Genomic DNA, 19,968 nt, shown 5'->3' on the forward strand with positions numbered 1-19,968 from the left:
AACCATGGTGATAAAAAATAGGTGGAACTAGCGTCGATAGCAACTCAGCACTAGCTCCATTTGATTAATTCAGTCTATTTAGCAGCTTTTCTGTCGACCAGAAAGTTGCACATATAGGTGATTAAGCCTATCAAGAATATAATCCCCGTCGCTTCTCGTGCCCAATAGAAAATCGATAATTTATCTTGGGTTTCCATAAAGCTTAATGCTTCGCCGCCTTCGGGTAGACGTTGTAACCAGACCTGCAATACCCCAGCTCCAGTTAAGAACAGCGTAATGAAAACCATGGCAACCGTCATTAACCAGAAGCCCCACATTTCCAGCACTTGTGCTTTTTTACTCGATGCTTCGCCAATACCGCGTAACTTCGGCATCGCATAGGAAATAATGGTCAGCACTATCATTGCATAGGCACCGTAAAAGGCCATATGGGCATGTGCCGCGGTGATTTGCGTACCGTGAGTGTAGAAATTGACCGGTGCCAATGTATGTAAAAATCCCCAAACACCCGCGCCAAGGAATGCCATGACTGCCGTGCCTAACGCCCACAGCGTGGCTGCTTTGTTCGGATGTTCTCGGCGGCGGTTGTTCACCATGTTGAATGCGTACAGCACCATAGCAAAGAAAGGTAGAGGCTCTAACGCAGAGAATACCGAACCCACCCACTGCCAGTATTCAGGCGTGGCTAACCAGAAAAAGTGATGCCCTGTCCCCAGCAAGCCGGAGATCAATGCCATTGCAACAATCACGTAAAGCCACTTCTCAATAATTTCTCGGTCAACGCCAGTGATCTTGATCAGTATAAAGGCGAGGATCGCACCCATAATTAATTCCCACACGCCTTCAACCCAGAGGTGGACAACAAACCACCAATAGAATTTATCCAACGCAATGTTGGACGGATTGTAGAAAGAGAATAGGAAAAACACAGCCAGTCCAATGAGACCGGTGATCAGTACCATATTGATCACCGTCTTTCGGCCGCGCAACATCGTCATACCGATATTGAACAGGAACCCGAGGCAAACGACGACAATACCAATTTTAGTAATGGTGGGTTGCTCTAAAAACTCTCGCCCCATCGTCGGAAAATACTCATTGCCCGTGATCTCAGCCAGCCTTGAATAGGGAACCAACAAATACCCCAACACCGTGAGTGTGGCAGCTACGGCAAATACCCAGAAGAGCAAGATAGCGAGTTTAGGGCTATACAATTCAGTTTCAGACTCTTCGGGCACAAGGAAATAAGCGGCACCCATAAAGCCAAATAATAGCCAAACGATGAGCAAGTTAGTGTGCACCATTCGAGCAACGTTAAAGGGAATGACCCCGGCGAGAAAATCTCCAACCACATATTGCAAGCCCATCACCAAGCCAAATATGATTTGTCCAGTAAACAGAATAAGCGCAAATACAAAGTAAGGTGTTGCAACCGATTGTGATTGATATTTTAAAGTGCTCATGCCTTAACCCTCAATGTTCGGTGGCCAGCTGTTAACATCTATTTCAGCGGTAAATTTTAAGAACTCTGCTAAATCGTTAACCTGTTGTTCCGTTAAATTAAATTGAGGCATTTGTCGGCGTCCAGGGACACCAAGAGGTTGAATTTGCATCCAACTTTGCATAAAGCCTTTAAATGCATCGAGATCACCGCCACCGCGGCGATAATAAACATTCCCCAACTCCGGCGCATAATAAGCACCTTCACCAAGGAGCGTGTGGCAACCAATACAGTTGTTGTCTTCCCATATGGCTTTGCCGTTTGCAACGGCTTCGGTGAGATTCTCTCGGTGATCAGATTTGGGCATTTCTCTGGTGGTATGCATAGCGAGGCCGGCAAACAACAGTAGAAAAAAAACACTGCCGCCATAGTATATATTTCGAGCCATACCTTTTGTAAAAGTGTCTGACATATTGCTATCCCTTATACTTATTTACTTTAGCTTTTGGTCGAAGGCTGGCTAAGTATAGACTATGGGGAATTATTCACTGGAATTAAGCAGACATAGTAAACACTGGAATACAGTACTGTCACCAGCTTAAATAATTTAGATTAAGACGCTGTTATTATTGATTTAATGAACCAATGCAATACAGTCATATCAAAGGTTAAATCGCGCTAGTTCAGCCTATTTGCCACGTGGAACAGCGAGTCTTATCACCGTTATGCAAACCAACATTTTTTATAAGACACCCATTTAAAAATATAAAATGTCGTCGATATGATTGAGCTGAAATGTCAAAGAGTAGACGGAGTTTCATCTAAATTTGGTTGTACTTTAAGGCTTAGCCATCGTCATTGAGGAGCCTGTTGTTACCAACCAAGCGTGCCACTGAGAATAAGCATGGCAGGTCATATTATTGATTAGTCGAGCTGATTGTTTGTTGATAAGTTTTTGAGTACAAAATCTAGAAAAGTACGATTTTTAAGCGACAGCGTTCTGCTTCTGTAGACAAGGTGTATAGGTTTAGCTATTGGGGTAAATTCTGCCAATACCTCTTCTAATGCACCGAACTCTATATCCTTACAAACCAGTATTCTGGGCTGAAGAATAATACCCGCCCCATTCAATGCCGCAGCCCTAAGCGCATGCCCGTTATTCGATGCCAGCCGACTATTTCGTTTACTGAATGCATCCGTGCTTAGCTTAAAGCTTTGCATTGTTTGCCCCTGACTATAGACAAAACCCAAGCAAGAATGCCCTTTCAAATCTTCGAGTTCATCAGGCTTACCCTGGTTAGCTAAGTAAGCTGTAGAGGCACAAAAGCACAAATTGTAATACCCAAGCTTACGTGCAATTAATGTCGAGTCGTTCAACTCGCCTATTCTCAGCAAAATATCTGCATCGGATTGAAAAGGGTCAATCAGCGAATTATCCAATGTCATCTCAACATCAAGCAAAGGGTACTCCTGCAGAAAGGCAGCGACTATCGGCGCCAACAGCTCACTGCCAAGGGTAACCGGACAATTTACCTTGATGGTTCCCATTGGCGTATTTTCAAGCATTTGAATTCGATTTTCTGCATCGACGATGTCTTCAATGATTCTCTTACACTCTTCATAATAGATTTGGCCACTTTCAGTTAATGACTGCTTCCTTGTTGTCCGATTCAAAAGGCGTGTTTCAAGTGATGATTCAAGAAACTGGATATGCTTACCGACCATGGTTGCCGACATATCAAAATAATTTGCGGCACTGCAAAAACTGCCATGCTCAACTACAGAAACGAACACTTGCATGCTTTTCAGCTTATCCATTGCGCACTCACAGTTTATTAAAAATCAATTAAAGCTCACTTTATCAAACTTGAAGACTCAATTATATTGAGTTTTTTCCTACAAAGTGAATAAGCAATGACGATAGCAATAACAGGAAAGCTTTCTATAACAGCAGAGCTAAAGATAAAAGACACTGTTGAACTGAATGACGGATTATTAGCCATTCAGAAATTTTGTATCGATATGAACAGCGAACAAGGCTGTTTCCTTGCCGTTGCTCATCAAGATAATCAAGATCCAAGAAAAGTCATTTTGTGGGAAATATATCGAGATCAAACAGCATTCGATGAACATTTTAAGGCTGAGCATACTCAAGCCTTTATCAAAGAAGGCCTAACAGACTTAATTACCGCCTATCAAACACAACCAATGGCGACTCTACTCACAGGAGCTAACCAATGAAATGGGGAATAATAGGCACTAGTTTTATTTCTGGCATCATGGCTGAAGCCATTAATGGTGATGATAAAAGTGAGCTATACGCAGTCGCAGGAAGAACGCAGACAACATTAGATGAGTTTGCCAAAAGTTACGCGGCGCAAAAGTCCTATACTGACTACGATGCACTCATTAACGATCGCAATGTCGACATCGTTTATATCGCCCTGCCAAATCATCTTCATCATGAGTTTGTCGTTAAAGCTGCCGCTGCGGGTAAAGCGATACTGTGTGAAAAGTCACTGTCTATTGATATGGAAAAGACCGAAATTGCCCTAGCCGCCGTTCGGAAACACCAAGTCTTTTTTGCCGAAGGCTTAATGTACCTGTGCCATCCCTATATTGAAAAAGCACTCAGCGTATTAGCTTCGGGAGCCATTGGAGAGATAAAAGCCATACAAGGCTCCTACGTCGCGGCAATTTCTCAGTTTGTAAACGCCGACAGTAAGGGCGCCTTGTATAACCTGGGTTGTTACCCAATGTCACTGGCTTATCTCATCCTAAAGCAGTCGCTACCAGCAGGCGAACTGATGGACTACAGCGTATCAGCCATCGGCAGAAAAGGGGCTGACAACAATATCAGTGAATCCAGTGCAACTTTTCGTTTTGCGAATAAGGCCAATGTACAGATCCATACCGCGGAAGATTATGGGCTTAAACATGGTTTTACGGTGCTGGGTAGCAAAGGCTGCTTAACGTTTAATAGCAACCCGTGGCTTCCAGGCCAGAGCAATGAATTTGAAGTAGAAACCTACGAAGCGAACAAAGAAACCGTGACAGTAGATGCCGCAGGCGATGCCTTCTTCTATCAAGTTAGAGCGATACGTGAAGCGTTTGAGCGTGGGGATAAATCACTGCAAGCGCCTAAAGCTACGCCGGAAAGTTCAGCAGATATCATGAGATTATTAACCGACTGGGAGTCGAGTACCCAACTTAGTTAAAGCACCATGTTTGCTCTGTTAACTGTCATCACACCATAATTTTGCTATTTTTTCATTGAGAAAATAGCAATCAATTTTGGCTTCATAGATAAATGTACAGCTCGATATGAGCCAGTTAAGGCTATGTACCGCCGATACTGTTAACGATGGGTGGCCATGTTGTTTCTTGGGTAAAAATGATTCTGATCTACTTATTTAATCTTCAGATTTAAACGCCTAAAAATATTTACGACTAACGAATTAAAGTCATTATAGACAATACGATCTTGGTACTCGTAAGAAAAGCGTCCGTGAAACATCAGCGTCATCACTAAATCGCGATAGCCCAAGTAACAGGTATAGCCATCAATATCATGCCAAGCTGTTAGTCCATCTAAATGGTATTTGTCATCATGCTTCTTCCCCTTTGAAAGCACATGATTAAAGACGAAAAGGTGTTGCGATAAAGACATAAATCCCTCCTTTAAACGTATATTCCCGCTTTGATTAGTAACAGGTACAACCCACAGCCAAACTCGCTGATTGCTAGTTTAATACGTATAAAAACCTTTAATGGTTCAAAGCGATATTGATGCATCTTTTTATATCAGACGAGTAGCTCTCATATTTGGGCCTGCGTAAAGCGCCACGACTTTAATACCATAATCACTTTCACCACCATCCTTGGCGATCACGGATAAATACATCCATGTATAAACCCCCCTCTTTCACCATCCTTGGCGATCACGGATAAATACATCCATGTATAAAAAAAGCGAATCCTTAGATTCGCTTTTTCATTTGCAGACATGAGTGACCAATGATCATTAAGTTTTACTCAATGAAGGTTACTCTGAGACATCTATGTCAGCTACTTACTTATAGAAGGCTTCAACAGTGCCTTTTGCCGTCACCATCAACGGTTGGCCACGACGGTCTAATGCTTTGTGTGTCGGCACTTTAACCCAACCTTCACTGATGCAATATTCTTCAACATCAAAACGCTCTTTGCCGTTAAGCATAATGCCAATGTCGTGATCGAAAATTGCTGCCACGTGATGTGGGCTACGAGGATTAACGGAAAGGCGATCAGGTAAAGCTGGTTTTGATGTAGTGTCAGTCATGGTCTGGCCTGTAATGAAAAGTGGTTATCAATAAATCGTGCGCCATTGTAGGCAATACAGACCTTATGCTCAAGTGCGGCCGTCATAAATGTTAGTGCACTCCCCCTCACTTATCTAGACATTAGCTAGAAAAGGATTATCTTTGCCGCCCGTTTAAAAAAACTACGGATAGCTTCGAGCTTCTCAAGCAGGATTCGCAATAGTGGGTTCCCACCCCGTATATGCAAGCTGTGCATATAACGATGACTCAGCATCTCAAGCCAGCATAAAAGAGACAATGAGTTGTTATGGTACCTCGTTCGCATTTCATTTCGACTTTTGCCGAAATAAGTTGACAGATTATAAATTCAATCTTATATTTCCATTTAAATAGAAATATTTTATGGTTCACATTTCAAGCCTAAGAGAAGCCATATGGCTATCATTGATTTGGCGCGTTGTTCTATCTACTAAGTTTACTTAATTAATAAAACCTGCACAGGAAAGCATCATGATTGACAGCATTTCAATACACGCCTCACAAGATGCAATAGAGTGGGCGCTAACTCATGGTATGGTGCTAAAAAACACCCCTTATTCCGCGACTCATACGGCATTTAGCTTTACACCGACAAGCATTAGCCGAGAGAGATATGCTCATTTGACTGCTTCAGTTAACTTACTGGGCAAGTTGGTGCACTTTGCATCTGAAAATCATGCATTTTTACACCAAGCCATATCTCCAATAACAAGCGGTGATCCATTTTTCAATGCATTGCTTCTTATGCATAAGCAAATCCATGACTCCCCAAGCAGTGCAAAAAGATTACCCCTGTTGCTTATGCGCAGTGATTTTATGGACGATACAACTGATGGCCCTAGGCTCATTGAATTCAATGGTATTGCTGCTGGTATGGGCCCTTTTGGTCAGAAAGTACATCAACTACATAAATACTTGCAGCTGCAATCAGCACAAGCCTACTCAAAGTGGGGACGCTTAGACGCTGAACTCGTCGACAACCCTGCAATTGAAAGACTCTCACTTGGGATAGCAACCGCAGCGCAGAAGATAAAATCAGAGTTTGACGATGCTGGACCCGCTGTATTTTTAATGGTGGTACAAGCAGATGAAGATAATGTATTTGATCAGCATTTACTTGAACACGCCTTACAAGCCAAAGGCATTAGAACCGTAAGAAGAACATTCCGACAGTTACACGGTAAGTTATCAACGGGCGTTAATGATCGGCTGATTTTAGAAGATGTCGGGGCAATTGATACCATTTATCTCCGAGCAGGTTACCAATATTGCGACTATCAAGCACATGACTTAATCAGCAAGGTTTGTTGTGATGCGCTAATGCAAACTCGTATCTTTATCGAAAAACATCGCGTAGCGGTTAACGCAACCGTAAGCCAGCAACTCGCCACCAGCAAGCGTGTACAAATGTTGCTGTCCTCTATGACGCCCAAAGAGCTCACTGCCTTTGGTTTATCCGTTGATGAAGCCATGGTTGTCAGTGAGCTACTCGGAGAAATGGTGCCTATCACCGAGAAGTCTGCCACTTGGATAAAGCAAAGGCCGACAGATGAATGGGTCCTTAAAAACCAAGGAGAAGGCGGCGGACACTGTATTTTTGGCGACGATATCCATCAAAAATTATTAACGCTACAACCTAATGAGTATCAGGCTTGGTCATTAATGCGCCGTCTACACCCAGCTCCAAGATCTGCTCCAGCTTTGACGATACGTAAAGGTGAGTTGCTGCAGATCGATGATTTGATCAGTGAGATTGGCATGTTCACTGTGCATATAGATGGTATACCCGCTACAACTGAGCAAGGTTATGCCGGCTATTTGATCCGAAGTAAATCGGCACGCGCAACTGAAGGTGGCGTCCATAGCGGTATGGGAGTATTAGATTCGCTGGCTTTTAGTGATTAGTCATCATGGGAGCCCAAGTTATTTATTTAAAGTTTACCTAAAGCTAATTGACTAGAGGTTGATTTATCATTGTTCTCCATAGAGAATGGCAGCTCGTTTTCGTAGTTTATTCTGCAGTATAGATCAGGAGTTAGTGTTAGATGATGACAAAATGGGCTACACGTTTTTTACAGATGGCCGAGCTCGTTGCATCTTGGAGTAAAGACCCCTCCACTCAAGTTGGGGCAGTGATCACCGAAGAGAACCGGATTGTCTCATTAGGTTACAACGGCTACCCTAATGGGATCTCCGATAGTGCCGAAACCGACAACCGTGAGATGAAGCTCCTAAAAACCCTTCATGCAGAAGAGAATGCCATTCTCTTTGCTAAGCGTGATCTCAGCAGCTGCGAGATCTGGGTGACTCACTTCCCCTGCCCTAACTGCGCTGCAAAGATAATCCAAACTGGCTTAAGCACAGTCCATAGCCCGCAACCAAGCACTGACTTTCTGTCACGCTGGGGAGAGAAGATTAAGATAAGCGAAGATATGTTCAAACAAGCTGGCGTTAAAGTTGATTGGATGCAGGTAGGATAATAAGCAGGGTCAGTTTCTGACCCACTTATTGAATCTAAAATAACGGCTATCCCGCATTTATAATCAATCTTACCAAGGTAATATCTGGCCGTTTGAATGCCTAAATACACCGGACTGACTCATATCAAGCTGCTCAATTAGGCCAACAATCCGACTGGCCGAATCTGTTGCTGAGATATCTCCACCGTGATTAACCATATCTGTTTGCACATAACCAGGATGATAAATACCAACAGCCACCTCTTTAGGGGCTAAGTCATGGCTTAACGACATTGATGCCGCATTTAAAGCGGCTTTCGACATACGATAACCATAACGGCCACCAGAAGTATTATCTTCAATTGACCCCATTCTCGAGGTGATCATCGCCACCTTAGCACCACGAGTTAACTGCTGCTGAAGCGCTTCAACCACACGCAGAGGTGCAATGGCATTGACTTCAAACTGGGCACGAATGGTATCAAGGTTTAAGTTTGCTAAATTCTCATCCCGTAATATGCCAGCGTTACACACCAACACATCAATCTGTATATGAGTTAATGCTTGCTTCATATTGGCAATACCAGCATCCGTTGCCACATCAATATCTGTTACCACGTTCACCTTTAAAGCAGATAACGCGGCTGATGATGTACGACATAAAGCAAAAACACTTTGACCTTGAGCGGCATAGAGGGTTGCTAACGCTAAACCTATACCGCGATTGGCACCGGTTATGACGACAGTTTGAGACATGTTTGCTCCTACAAGCTAAATTGATGAATGGAAATATCTCATTATAGCTTTAGCCGCACAACTAGCATTGGCAATGGCTCACACTTTGTCGCCGTTTACGCAGTAAATGTTCACAACTTAGAGCAGGCTGCACTCTTTTTAACTCAGTGGCTTTTAAAGGAATCGCCATTATTTCAACCATCCGCTTTGAAGTTGATTCGCTCAGGCAGCTATTAAACCTGCAGTTTGAAGTAGAACCTATATAGTTCATTTGCTAGAATCCCCCCCTATTTTATGGCAACTGTATTTACTGCCACACTCAGGTGTCACGGATCAGTTTCGCACTGAGTATTCAGGTTTTACTATTTAAAGGCAGGCTATGACCGTTCTTCTTATGACTCCACCGATGACCCAGCTGAATACGCCCTATCCGGCAACTGCGTATTTAACGGGTTTTTTACGCTCTCGAGGTTATGAAGCGGTTCAGCGAGATCCTGCTATTGAGCTTTTTCTAGAAATGATGACAGCGCCTGCGCTGGAGATTATTCGTCAGCATGTGGAAGAAAACTTCGACCACTTTGAAGAAGATGAGCTGCCTGATGTTATTTCTACTTTTCTGGCTGAATTTGATCGCTACCACCTAACAGTTGAGTCAGCTATTCGCTTTTTGCAGGGCAAAGATCCAAGCCTGGCACTGCGTATTAACTCGCGTCGTTTTTTACCAGAAGGTCCAGCGTTTGACGCGATTGCTCAAATGGAAGCGGTATCTGGCGATGTGTTGCAAGCGGCCTTTGGCAATCTAGGTGTACAAGATAAAGCCAAATATCTAGCAACGCTGTTCATTAATGATCTGTCGAACGTGATTACTCAGGGGGTTGATCCCTACTTTGAAGTGAGCCGTTATGGCGAGAAATTAGCGGCGGCCAACCCCAGCTTTGACAATCTCTACGATACCTTGATGGGCGAACCGAGTTTCAGCTCGGAAATTTTAGAACAATTGGTTGAGCTGTATCTAGAAGAAACCCAGCCTAGCGTGGTCGCATTAACCGTGCCCTTCCCCGGCAATATGCTCGGCGCCTTACGTATTGCGCAAACCTGTAAAGCCATCAATCCTGAGATCCCCATCATCATCGGTGGTGGTTTTATCAATACCGAGCTGCGTGCGCTGAAAGACCCACGTGTATTTGAGTTTATCGATTTTATCTGTCTGGATGACGGCGAACGCCCTTTTATAACGCTGCTGGAATACTTTGAAGGCAAGCGTGAAGTCGACGAGCTGGTGCGAACTTACTTCCTCGCAGAGGATGAAAATGGCCAGCCATACGTACACTTCAATGAAAATGCAGAGCTGCAGGATATTCCACAAACCGAAGTCGGTGCGCCAATATACGATGGCCTACCATTGGGAGACTACCTGTCTTTATGTGAAATGCTCAATCCTATGCACCGCATTTGGAGCGATGGACGCTGGAATAAACTGACCATAGCGCATGGCTGTTACTGGCGTAAATGTAGCTTCTGCGATGTCAGTCTGGACTATATCGACCGCTTTGACGCCGCAGGGGCCGACGTGTTGGTGGATAGAATCGAACAACTCATTGAAGAAACCGGAGAGACAGGTTTCCATTTCGTCGATGAAGCCCTACCGCCAAAGCTTTTGTTTACGTTTGCAAAACGGCTAATCGAACGTGGCGTAGTGATCAGTTGGTGGGGCAATATCCGTTTTGAGAGGACGTTTAGCGAAGCGCGTTGTCAGTTGTTAGCGGATTCCGGTTGTATCGCTGTTAGCGGCGGTCTCGAGGTAGCATCAGATCGTCTATTGAAACTGATGAAAAAAGGCGTGAGTGTTGAGCGAGTCGCCCAGGTAACCAAAGCCTTCAGTGATGCAGGTATATTGGTTCACGCCTATTTGATGTATGGCTTTCCAACACAAACCGAACAAGAGACCATCGACTCGCTGGAAATGGTACGTCAGATGATGAATCAAGGTTGCTTCCAGTCCGCCTACTGGCACCGTTTTGTGGCCACGATCCACAGTCCTATTGGCATTAACCCTGAGAAATTTGGCATTACGCTAGCTGAGCGCCCTGAGATCTTATTCGCTGAAAACGATGTGGACTTCACCGATCCAACCGGCACAGATCATGAAATGCTTGGCGAAGGGCTGCGTAAGGCGATCTATAATTATATGCACGGTATTGGCTTTGAACAGCCGATGAGCTTCTGGTTTACACAGCCTGTTACACCAACTCTGATGAAAAAAGATCTGGTATCAAGAGCCGTTAGCAATCTAATTTCCAGCAATGAAGAATAATCCGCTCGCTTAAAAAGCGTCAGCTGAATATCCATAGATTGTATCTATAAAATAGGCCACTTTCTTGCTGCAGAAGAAAGTGGCCTTTTATTAGCGACAAAAGGACTCATTCCGTTTCCGCAGTTAACCGGGTCAGAGTAAAATGTAGCTGTATATATAACCCCGATATTGAACATGGGTGACCATGTTATTTAGACATAATAAGCTAACTTCAGTACAACATGGTCTAGGCAATCACATCTATTTGAAAGTCCAGTTCAGCATTTATATCTCTCACTCAGAGAGGTCATTCTAGCTTCAGCCTCGTTTCCTCAAACATCTAAAATTGAATATTTGAAGTATAAACAAGACTCAAAATATCAACCCGCGGTTATTTGCTGCCATTGTATTTGTTTTCTAAAATAAGACATTGATTTCATTAATTACTCTTATATTCACATACTATCTGCGTCCTATTTAAACGTCGGCCTGCATGGCTGCGTTTATTCAGTCAAGCCAAGTACGATAAACCAAATTCGATAAGCTCGGAAAGAGCAGGATCCAAAGGATAGTAAACTATGAGGGAGATGAGTCGATTGAATAAGAAGGTTATTATTGGCGCAGCGATATTGTTTTCACAACAGGCATATTGCGCTGGCTTTCAGCTAAATGCGCAATCAAACGCAGGCCTGGGACGCGCATTTGCCGGAGATGCGGTCATTGCAGATAACGCGTCCTCTATGTCGCGTAATCCCGCCACTATGGCACTGTTTAATGAGCCCGCTTTGTCAGTGGGTTTCATCAGCATCACTTCCATGATCGAAGTCAAAGATGCGCTTTATAGCCGAGAGTTATATAGCCAAGGGGCTCTCGTCGATAGCTCGGTTCAATCAGCAAACTATGATGATGCTGGCGACATGGCTATCGCTCCTAACATTCACTTTATCATGCCAGTCAATGACCGGTTTGCTTGGGGCATTAACGCGTATTCCAACTTTGGTACTAAAACAGAATATAGTGATGATTACATTGCTGGTGAGTTTGGTGGCCAGAGTGAAGTTAAGAGTTACAATCTTGGTTTATCCGCCTCTTATCGGATTAATGAGCATGTTAGCCTTGGGGCTGGACTGGATATCATTGCCAGTACGGGTAAGCTCAAAAGGAGTTTACAGCCAACAGACACTAATCTACTGACAGTCGATGCTAAAGGTTGGGGGCTGGGGTTTAATCTGGGGGCTGTGTATGAGCTAGATGATAATAACCGCTTTGGTTTGTCTTATCGTTATAGCCCTACAATTGAAACTGAGGGCGATGTCGATTACGCGGGTTATATGGCCGAGTCCGGCCCTATCGACGATACGCTACCGATCCCGCTGCCGAGCATGGTTGAATTTTCTGGTTTCCATCACCTCGAAAACACTAATATCGCGCTACATTATAGTATTCAATGGATAGGTTGGAGCGTGTTTGAAAATCTGGATGCCGAGACCAGTGGCACACTGAATAATTATGAGTGGAAAGATGGTTGGCACTACGCTATTGGTGCGACTTACTACCTGAATAATACTTGGACCCTTAGAGCAGGTTATCTATACGATGTCAGCGCACAAGATCAATTTACCTCTATTTCGGTGCCGGATTCAGATAGACAATTTTTCTCAACTGGTTTTACATATCAGTTAACGCAAAACTCCAATATGGATTTTGGGTTTACTTATGTATTAGGCCAAGATGTGAGTGTGGTGGAATCAAAACCTATGATCCCGATAGATATCGCCAGCGGTACCTATTTGGCCACAAACCTTACGGCAACGAGTCATGCCAATGCCATGATGGTCGGATTACAATATAACCGTACTTTTTAGACTCGTGGGTTAAAACAGAGCTAACACAGCGCTTAAAAAACGGCTGAAAATATGCCTTTCAGGATCCTGACGGGCATATTTACTTATAATTCACTGACTATAACTAGAACCTCAAAATTTTTACCAAACATATTCCGTGAACAAACTGTTGAGTCAATAACATCCCATTAAAACCTTTGTGCCGTTGAATAATCCCCTCTTTATCTGACTATATTTTTGGTTCTATCAGCAGCTACTTTTAACACTTACTACAAGTGGTTACTCATCACAGCATAGGCGCAGACACCAAAAGGCTTTACGGACAACACGAGAGATACAATGATAATGGCTGGCCATGGTATCTACTCTCGTTACCCACCAATAAAAAGGGAAGCGATAAGCTTCCCTTTTTATTGCGCCGGCTCTTAGCCTCTATACCTTAAACTGTCCAACCAAACGCCCGAGAGTATCGCCTTCTTGAGTCAGCTTGTGGCTCACTCCAGAAGTACTTTGGCTCGAACTCATTAACTCGTTGACGATATCCTGAATCGTAAACACGTTACGGTTAATCTCTTCGGTCACTGAGCTTTGCTCCGTTGCTGCGGTTGCTATCTGAGTACTCATATCATTAATCGATGTTACGGCCGATGTCACCGCGCCAAGGCTCTCAGAGATGGCTCTGGACGACTCAACCGAACGTAAACAGCTCTGCTGACTTGCATCCATGGTACTTACAGCCAATGACACTAAATTGTGAAGCTCACTCAGCATTTCGTTAATTTCCAAGGTACTGGTCTGAGTCCTGCTGGCTAAGCTGCGCACTTCATCGGCAACCACGGCAAATCCTCGACCCTGCTCACCGGCCCTCGCCGCCTCAATGGCTGCATTTAACGCCAATAGATTCGTTTGCTCGGCAATACCACCAATCACAGTCAATACACTGTTAATTTTCTGAGATTGTTCACGCAGGGAGTTAATATGCGCTGCAGCCGTGTCGATTTCAGACATTAATGATGAGACTTCGGTTAATGAAGTGTCGACACAATTTTGAGCCTTGGTCACATCTCCAGTCGCCGCGAGCGTTGCCTCCGCCACTTGCGAAGTATTGAGTGCGACCTCATTCGCGGTAGCCGACATCTCAGTGATTGCGGTGACAACCTGATCTGTCTCATTGTTATGACTAGCTAATTGCTCAGCCATCACTTGTGTCTGACTATTAATATTGTCTGCGCCACTCTTTACCTCTTGGGTGACATTAGCGACGTCTTTGATAATCCCCTGCAGCTTATCAACAAACAGGTTAAAAGCTCGCCCAAGCTGGGCTATCTCATCATGCCCCTCAATGTGGAGTCGCTTAGTCAGATCCCCTTCTCCTTTGGCAATATCTTCTAAATTAGTCACCATATTTCTAATCGGATGAACCATTCGCTGAGCAATAAATAACACTGCAACCGTTATCAATAACACAATAATAAGGACGATAATCAAGATGGTTATCGCCTTATCTTGCATATTCTGTGTAATAACATCCCGATACTCACGAACCTCTGCTTCGATATCATCAACATAAGCACCGGTCCCAATTAACCAATCGGTACCAGGGATCATCTCACCGTAACCAATTTTCTCAACTAAGCCATTCCCACCAGGTTTATCATTGTGATAACTAAAAATACCATCACCGCTTCTGGCAGCCCTAAGTAAACCGACAACAACTTTTTTGCCGTTGGCATCTGTCATTCCAAGATAATTATTTCCTTCTCTATCAGCGCTAGCACCATGAAAAATACTAATGCCCTGTTCATCATAGATGAAGAAATAACCCGACTTACCGAAATGCACGTTACGCAATGCAGCTTTAACATCTCCTTGTTCGCCCAGGGATCGCTGGTAAACAACGATTTGAACGCCAATTTCAATCTCTTCTTTTAGCATCGTCTTGCGATCTAGAATTAATTTATCTTTGAAAGAAGTAATATTTCTTTCAAGGTTATTCGACTCGATATTGTAGGTAATAGCCATTAAGCTAAAAAAGATCACCACCACAGGTAAAAGAGCAAATAGCAATAATTTATTCTTCAGACTCATATTTATCATTATTTTTATTCTCCAAGAATAACTTTTAGTCGGTATATAACGAGCAAGATCTATCATTTACCCAACCAAATTAATACAAATAAATAACACGCATCTCAATAGTTATAACTTGATCACATTGAGACTTTTACGAGCCTGCGTAACAACGCAGAACTGATGCGAACTGTAGGAAAGAAAGGAGATGTGGATCGGGATGGATCCAACATAAAGAACTAAAAAAGGCAGCCATAAGCTTTAATGCCGATCCTTTAGTGATTTATCGTTCGGTTGACTGTTCCTTTGGATGCTTAAGAATCTAAGTCCTATCTCTAGATCTCTGGTTTTATACAAGATTTTCAAAATATTGACATGATAAATAATTATGGGTGGCCAAGTTATTAACTTGGGAAGGCTATCAGAAGGTAATTCTAAGCGAGTCTAGTTACAGTCATAACTCGAAATAATTTGGCACTATTTGTTAGACGGCTAGATAGGATAGCCATGTTATTTAGATATCACCTCCACGACTATTGCAATGAGTAAGTACTTTGCATTAGAGGCTTGAGGCAGTTTCTTAATCTTAGAGGAACATCTCGATAAACGGATAAAATCGCGGTCATTAAAGCCGCTCTACTTAACGAGTTTAAAGGAATAAACGATGGCATTTCCAACAGCAGTAAATAGTCAAATCACCGACTCGGTATCCCAGGTAAACACTAAAGTTCTTGGTGATGCGCCCGCTGTAGCAACCGGTAACTTCATGCTAGCAACCAGTCAGGCGTTGTCGAATGCGGCTCACAACGCAACAACTGGCCAGCAAAACAACAGCGTTACGGCTCAGGCTGCACTTGTGCAGGGTGTAAATACCATGTTTGCCATCGATGTCGCATCGGCAGCGGAAGGCACTGCAAAGATTTACCGATAAGGTCAATACCGCTGGCGATATTGATAGGGAAAACCAACCAATATCGCCAACTATCTGAAATAGCATAACGGCAATAAATAGTCATGGTGGCCATGTTATTTTCCCACTTATTCATGTTATTCCTATCAGAGAAAAGCTTCCTAAACCAACGCCAACAAACCATGTTGTAGTCCAATAGCATTGGCTACACTTGTCAATCTGTCCTTTATCGCCTGTTCAATACCAGTACCGTTCTGAATCAAGTCATTAACGGCAATAAAGGCGATAGTCTTCAGACTACTGCTGTCATAGTGATAAGCGTAACCCAGCTCTACAATCCAACCTTCTGCACCTTCTGCGCTCACAGCCGTCAGCAGTGGTGTTTTTTCTTCCAATGTCCTGACCAGAGTAAAGTCAAAAGACAAGATACAATCTTCATTACCGTACCAATCCGCTTTTACCGCCTGAAAATTAATCCATAACTCGAGCTGGATTAACAACGGCTTAAGCGAATTCGAAAATTTACCCTCGGCCACTATCGTAATTGGGAGTTCTTGCTGCATATTTTCATTCACTTTAATCATGAGCCATCAGTCATTCTGGTTATAACGTTAGATTTTGCTATCTAACGATCCCTGATGCAACCGTCAGCCAGTAAAAGCGTCGATAAATCGTTCAGTTATGGTACAGCATTCTGCCGCTATATTAATTATCAAAGTAGATGATTAAGCAGAGGCGACAGATGAAGCAATTAACGAAGATGTTAGCAACAGCAGTAAAAACGGTAACCACTATCGCCCTGACCTTGTTTATCTCAATTGGCAGCGCTCATGCTTCCTTAAATACTGCTGTAACAGCAAATTTAGTGAACTCTAAAACTGATAATAACTTGTTAATTTGCCAATATCAGACAGTAACAGGTAGCCATTTTCAGGTGTTTGATAAGGTTTTGGACAATGAGTATGCCTGCCCAACTAACATGCAGGTCGCCCACGAGACTATGCTTACCGATGCTGAAAAAGCCCAGATGAAACAGATGCTCTCTCTGCAGAATTATTAACTCTGGGATAAATAGGGTCAGAGTCTGATCCTATTTATTGCATTGGCTCTTCAGCACTCTTTTTCCGCTTAAAGGCTGCCGGAGTGAAACCTGTTAACCGTTTGAAATATTTATTAAAGTGGGTAATATCTTCGAAACCTAGATCATCAGCAGTTTGTTGTACTGATAGACCGTCCATAACGAGCTTGCGCTTGATCTCAAGCGTGATTCTGAAATCGATTAATTGCTTGGTTGTGCGGCCACAGCATGATTTGCATAGTAGGTTTAAGTTCTTGTAGCTTGTGTGCATCCACTGTGCATATTGAAGGGCTTCCCTAGCCTCGAAGAAATGTTGTTCCACTAGACTGATAAACTGGTCGAAGCGATCTTTTTGATGCTCACTCAAGTGGCTAAGATGACTCTTTCTCTGCCGGCCTAATTTGATCAATAAGCTGGAGATCAGTAACTGCACCACCACATCATCGTCAGCTCCCTCATAAATGGCCTTTTTCACCTCTCTTAACAGCACGGTGCAGCTCTCGTTTAAATCCGCAGGTAGTGTCGTTAGAACGGGCGATGACGCCATGCTTTGATGAAACGGAGCAAAGTAAGAAGTGCGTATATTGGAAGCGCTATCGGAGAAGAAGTCCGTGCTAATGTTGACCATAGTACCTTGTGGTAAATCCTCTGAATCGAAGGCGTGTACTTGATTGCGATTAACAAAAATAACACTGCCCGACTGGTAGGGATAGTGTTTGAAGTCGATTAGATGTTGCCCTTGCCCTTTGGTAATGAACAGGAAACAGAAATAATTCACTCGGTGGGGTTGGTAGGGATCGAAGTCGTAGCGACTGAGCCTTTCGCGGAAGCACTCAAGATCCATAACTTCGATACCAGAGTTCTCTATAGAGGGAGCTCGGTAGTGAATGTTGGGAATTGAATCACAATTGTTCATGCATGCCACTATAACACCTCCTTAAAAGAGTGCCTGTGTAGGGACGGGTTAGCCAGCGACAAGTCGCCGCTGGCCAAAGAGTACTAGCAAAAGATGACTAGCAAGAGAGTACTATAAGTGTATTTTCCCTATACGACTGGCTCGCTCATCATAGTCATCCTCATGACAACCTGAACAGCTATCAAAAGCACGAAGCCAGGGCTTCATGTAGTCACCATCTGCCGAGAAGTGTCTTGGGTCTTCCTTTGCCCCCTCGAGATCGATCTTGAGCAAGTGAGATGAACTTGGCATATGACAGTCAGTACACTTGGCGATGAACTCGTGAGCGGCAGCAGCTATTTCGCTATCAGGGACGTCGGCAAATTCCTTGGTATGACAATCGGTACACTGTCTTACCATCGCGTCTTCATGACCCGGCTGATCCTGATTGAGTTCAGAGCGGTGAGGGTTATGACAAGTTGAGCAGGTGAAGTCCTTCTTCTTACCCATAGCCTCGCCAGTATCCGGATCGGTTCCTATCAAGGTTGTCGCAGCATGACGGCCACCACGGCCATCTCGGCGCCCTTCGGGACCAAAGCCGGAGGTCCGCAACAAGCGTGCATTCAGGGTTACGCCACCAAATTCCTGCTCAAAGGGAGACTGATAGTCCGGGTAGCGTCTGACGGCATCATCGGTGGTATGACACTCCTGACAGGTAGCCGCCTTAGCATATCCCATATCCTCTGAAGTGTAATCTCCGGTAACACGTGCTTCAGCTAGTTTAACAATATTATGTTTTGACGGGCCCTTAACGTGTTCACTACCGCCGCCATGACAACTTTCACACTGAACCCCGGTCATAGCGAACGTACCGCCCATTCCCGGCATATCATCTTGTCTGTTTAGGTTTCGATAATCACCGGTGCCTTCGGTGTAATCTTGCCAACCGGTAGTGTGACATCTGCCGCAGTAATCATAGCCATGTGAATCCGGTGCATCATTCGGGTTCCAGGGCCACGCCATGTGGGCATTCGCTTCAGTCCCCTCTGGAACAGGGAATGTACCAACCGCATTCCCGGTCATGATGTAGCCATTCTGGTCGATGAACATGGTACTGCTTTTGTAACCACCGATAACGTAACTGATATCGGCCCAGCTGGAAGGGTTACCCAGCGTGTTGTTTACATCGAAAAACTCCAGGATTCCATTAGGAATAGAGGAAAACGGGTAGATAGGTTTCTCTCCATTAACCTTAGTCAGCTTGAAGTTATGGCCGGTCTCGAAAAAGGTTTTCTTATCTGTATGACAGGTAATACAGGTATTGGAACCGACATAGGCCAGAGCCACTTCATCTGATAGCACCACGACAGTGACTATCGACTCTGCCTCGCCACCATTACCATCTGAGATAGTGTAATTGAGTGTTGTGGCACCGACTTTATCTGACACGAACAAGATTTTATTTTCTTTAATCAATGCCGTTCCTGCGCCTGATGTCACGGTCACGGTTTCGATAGTCAATGGGTCACCATCGGCATCGGTATCGTTGGCCAAGGCGTCGATCAGAATACTGGTACCGACAATCGCTTCAGCATTGCTTGGATTAGCAATCGGTGGATTATTTTCAGCTGGAGGAGGAGTTGACTCATCATTATCATCATCGCTGCCACATGCACTCAGAAGGCTGAGAAGCATGGCTGCAATGAGCGTCTTGCGTGGGGCACTGCGCCCGTTAAATTTCATCATCATCATTTCCCTTTATTAGTTGATACAACGGCCCCTAGGTATGGGATTTAGCCCGGAGCGCATTAATTTGTTCATTTGTTAAATTAATGCTAATGCCCATGTCAAAGTAGGTCAGTAAGGGACTGGAAATTGCCGATTAAATACCGAAAGAGAGGAG

Annotated in this window: 18 protein-coding genes; 8 read left to right on the top strand and 10 right to left on the bottom strand. The window is 44.0% G+C overall.

Annotation, left to right across the window (positions count from 1 at the left end; translation table 11 throughout):
• Positions 1 to 74: 74 nt before the first annotated feature.
• From CXF83_RS19075 to CXF83_RS19085, 3 genes are all read right to left on the bottom strand, one after another.
• Positions 75 to 1,463: a cbb3-type cytochrome c oxidase subunit I gene (locus CXF83_RS19075; RefSeq protein WP_101093191.1), complete on the bottom strand. Its 1,389-nt coding sequence runs from the start codon at positions 1,461 to 1,463 to the stop codon at positions 75 to 77.
• Between the two features lie 3 nt (positions 1,464 to 1,466).
• The gene (locus CXF83_RS19080; protein WP_101093193.1) at positions 1,467 to 1,913 is read right to left on the bottom strand and encodes a c-type cytochrome; all 447 of its coding nucleotides are present in this window, start codon (positions 1,911 to 1,913) and stop codon (positions 1,467 to 1,469) included.
• Positions 1,914 to 2,365: 452 nt separating this feature from the next.
• On the bottom strand, positions 2,366 to 3,259 hold the full coding sequence (locus tag CXF83_RS19085) for a LysR family transcriptional regulator (protein WP_101093195.1): 894 nt from the start codon (positions 3,257 to 3,259) through the stop codon (positions 2,366 to 2,368).
• A gap of 96 nt (positions 3,260 to 3,355) precedes the next feature.
• On the opposite strand from CXF83_RS19085, the gene CXF83_RS19090 reads away from it, so the two are divergent.
• Positions 3,356 to 3,682 carry a putative quinol monooxygenase gene (locus tag CXF83_RS19090; RefSeq protein WP_101093197.1) on the top strand — a complete coding sequence of 109 codons (327 nt, stop codon included), beginning with the start codon at positions 3,356 to 3,358 and terminating at the stop codon, positions 3,680 to 3,682.
• Entirely contained in the window at positions 3,679 to 4,659 is a 981-nt protein-coding gene (locus CXF83_RS19095; RefSeq protein ID WP_101093198.1) for a Gfo/Idh/MocA family protein, read from the top strand. Before CXF83_RS19090 ends, CXF83_RS19095 begins: the two co-directional genes overlap by 4 nt.
• 191 nt (positions 4,660 to 4,850) lie before the next feature.
• On the opposite strand, the gene CXF83_RS19100 is transcribed toward CXF83_RS19095, so the two are convergent.
• Positions 4,851 to 5,111, bottom strand: a complete 261-nt coding sequence (locus CXF83_RS19100) for a DUF3081 family protein (protein ID WP_101093200.1) — start codon at positions 5,109 to 5,111, stop codon at positions 4,851 to 4,853.
• A 402-nt stretch (positions 5,112 to 5,513) separates the two neighbouring features.
• A complete protein-coding gene (locus tag CXF83_RS19105; protein ID WP_101093202.1) occupies positions 5,514 to 5,762 on the bottom strand; it encodes a DUF3297 family protein in 249 nt (82 codons plus the stop codon).
• Positions 5,763 to 6,252: 490 nt separating this feature from the next.
• On the opposite strand from CXF83_RS19105, the gene CXF83_RS19110 reads away from it, so the two are divergent.
• The gene (locus tag CXF83_RS19110; protein WP_101093204.1) at positions 6,253 to 7,686 is read left to right on the top strand and encodes a glutathione synthase; all 1,434 of its coding nucleotides are present in this window, start codon (positions 6,253 to 6,255) and stop codon (positions 7,684 to 7,686) included.
• A gap of 140 nt (positions 7,687 to 7,826) precedes the next feature.
• Positions 7,827 to 8,261: a deoxycytidylate deaminase gene (locus CXF83_RS19115; protein WP_101093206.1), complete on the top strand. Its 435-nt coding sequence runs from the start codon at positions 7,827 to 7,829 to the stop codon at positions 8,259 to 8,261.
• Between the two features lie 69 nt (positions 8,262 to 8,330).
• On the opposite strand, the gene CXF83_RS19120 is transcribed toward CXF83_RS19115, so the two are convergent.
• Complete coding sequence (locus CXF83_RS19120) at positions 8,331 to 8,996, bottom strand: SDR family oxidoreductase (RefSeq protein ID WP_101093209.1); 666 nt, start codon at positions 8,994 to 8,996, stop codon at positions 8,331 to 8,333.
• A gap of 358 nt (positions 8,997 to 9,354) precedes the next feature.
• On the opposite strand from CXF83_RS19120, the gene CXF83_RS19130 reads away from it, so the two are divergent.
• Positions 9,355 to 11,289, top strand: a complete 1,935-nt coding sequence (locus tag CXF83_RS19130; protein ID WP_101093213.1) for a B12-binding domain-containing radical SAM protein — start codon at positions 9,355 to 9,357, stop codon at positions 11,287 to 11,289.
• A gap of 566 nt (positions 11,290 to 11,855) precedes the next feature.
• Positions 11,856 to 13,133, top strand: coding sequence for an outer membrane protein transport protein (locus tag CXF83_RS19135; protein WP_232775152.1), 1,278 nt, complete (start codon positions 11,856 to 11,858; stop codon positions 13,131 to 13,133).
• A gap of 411 nt (positions 13,134 to 13,544) precedes the next feature.
• On the opposite strand, the gene CXF83_RS19140 is transcribed toward CXF83_RS19135, so the two are convergent.
• Entirely contained in the window at positions 13,545 to 15,209 is a 1,665-nt protein-coding gene (locus CXF83_RS19140) for a methyl-accepting chemotaxis protein (RefSeq protein ID WP_101093217.1), read from the bottom strand.
• Between the two features lie 637 nt (positions 15,210 to 15,846).
• Here CXF83_RS19140 and CXF83_RS19145 point away from each other — a divergent pair.
• Complete coding sequence (locus tag CXF83_RS19145) at positions 15,847 to 16,113, top strand: RebB family R body protein (RefSeq protein ID WP_101093219.1); 267 nt, start codon at positions 15,847 to 15,849, stop codon at positions 16,111 to 16,113.
• Positions 16,114 to 16,253: 140 nt separating this feature from the next.
• On the opposite strand, the gene CXF83_RS19150 is transcribed toward CXF83_RS19145, so the two are convergent.
• Positions 16,254 to 16,655, bottom strand: coding sequence for a hypothetical protein (locus CXF83_RS19150; protein WP_101093243.1), 402 nt, complete (start codon positions 16,653 to 16,655; stop codon positions 16,254 to 16,256).
• Between the two features lie 179 nt (positions 16,656 to 16,834).
• Between CXF83_RS19150 and CXF83_RS19155 the strand changes: the two genes are divergently transcribed.
• The gene (locus tag CXF83_RS19155) at positions 16,835 to 17,152 is read left to right on the top strand and encodes a hypothetical protein (protein WP_101093221.1); all 318 of its coding nucleotides are present in this window, start codon (positions 16,835 to 16,837) and stop codon (positions 17,150 to 17,152) included.
• Positions 17,153 to 17,186: 34 nt separating this feature from the next.
• On the opposite strand, the gene CXF83_RS19160 is transcribed toward CXF83_RS19155, so the two are convergent.
• The gene (locus CXF83_RS19160; protein ID WP_101093223.1) at positions 17,187 to 18,086 is read right to left on the bottom strand and encodes an AraC family transcriptional regulator; all 900 of its coding nucleotides are present in this window, start codon (positions 18,084 to 18,086) and stop codon (positions 17,187 to 17,189) included.
• Between the two features lie 111 nt (positions 18,087 to 18,197).
• A complete protein-coding gene (locus CXF83_RS19165; protein WP_101093245.1) occupies positions 18,198 to 19,811 on the bottom strand; it encodes an Ig-like domain-containing protein in 1,614 nt (537 codons plus the stop codon).
• Between the last annotated feature and the right edge of the window lie 157 nt (positions 19,812 to 19,968).

Origin of the sequence: Shewanella sp. Choline-02u-19, assembly GCF_002836205.1 — a bacterium.
Lineage (GTDB): Bacteria > Pseudomonadota > Gammaproteobacteria > Enterobacterales > Shewanellaceae > Shewanella.

Excerpts from the sequence above, each read along its gene's own strand:
- CXF83_RS19075 (WP_101093191.1), bottom strand. The coding sequence starts at position 1,463 with ATGAGCACTTTAAAATATCAATCACAATCGGTTGCAACACCTTACTTT.
- CXF83_RS19080 (WP_101093193.1), bottom strand. The coding sequence starts at position 1,913 with ATGTCAGACACTTTTACAAAAGGTATGGCTCGAAATATATACTATGGC.
- CXF83_RS19085 (WP_101093195.1), bottom strand. The coding sequence starts at position 3,259 with ATGGATAAGCTGAAAAGCATGCAAGTGTTCGTTTCTGTAGTTGAGCAT.
- CXF83_RS19090 (WP_101093197.1), top strand. The coding sequence starts at position 3,356 with ATGACGATAGCAATAACAGGAAAGCTTTCTATAACAGCAGAGCTAAAG.
- CXF83_RS19095 (WP_101093198.1), top strand. The coding sequence starts at position 3,679 with ATGAAATGGGGAATAATAGGCACTAGTTTTATTTCTGGCATCATGGCT.
- CXF83_RS19100 (WP_101093200.1), bottom strand. The coding sequence starts at position 5,111 with ATGTCTTTATCGCAACACCTTTTCGTCTTTAATCATGTGCTTTCAAAG.
- CXF83_RS19105 (WP_101093202.1), bottom strand. The coding sequence starts at position 5,762 with ATGACTGACACTACATCAAAACCAGCTTTACCTGATCGCCTTTCCGTT.
- CXF83_RS19110 (WP_101093204.1), top strand. The coding sequence starts at position 6,253 with ATGATTGACAGCATTTCAATACACGCCTCACAAGATGCAATAGAGTGG.
- CXF83_RS19115 (WP_101093206.1), top strand. The coding sequence starts at position 7,827 with ATGATGACAAAATGGGCTACACGTTTTTTACAGATGGCCGAGCTCGTT.
- CXF83_RS19120 (WP_101093209.1), bottom strand. The coding sequence starts at position 8,996 with ATGTCTCAAACTGTCGTCATAACCGGTGCCAATCGCGGTATAGGTTTA.
- CXF83_RS19130 (WP_101093213.1), top strand. The coding sequence starts at position 9,355 with ATGACCGTTCTTCTTATGACTCCACCGATGACCCAGCTGAATACGCCC.
- CXF83_RS19135 (WP_232775152.1), top strand. The coding sequence starts at position 11,856 with ATGAGTCGATTGAATAAGAAGGTTATTATTGGCGCAGCGATATTGTTT.
- CXF83_RS19140 (WP_101093217.1), bottom strand. The coding sequence starts at position 15,209 with ATGATAAATATGAGTCTGAAGAATAAATTATTGCTATTTGCTCTTTTA.
- CXF83_RS19145 (WP_101093219.1), top strand. The coding sequence starts at position 15,847 with ATGGCATTTCCAACAGCAGTAAATAGTCAAATCACCGACTCGGTATCC.
- CXF83_RS19150 (WP_101093243.1), bottom strand. The coding sequence starts at position 16,655 with ATGCAGCAAGAACTCCCAATTACGATAGTGGCCGAGGGTAAATTTTCG.
- CXF83_RS19155 (WP_101093221.1), top strand. The coding sequence starts at position 16,835 with ATGAAGCAATTAACGAAGATGTTAGCAACAGCAGTAAAAACGGTAACC.
- CXF83_RS19160 (WP_101093223.1), bottom strand. The coding sequence starts at position 18,086 with ATGAACAATTGTGATTCAATTCCCAACATTCACTACCGAGCTCCCTCT.
- CXF83_RS19165 (WP_101093245.1), bottom strand. The coding sequence starts at position 19,811 with ATGATGAAATTTAACGGGCGCAGTGCCCCACGCAAGACGCTCATTGCA.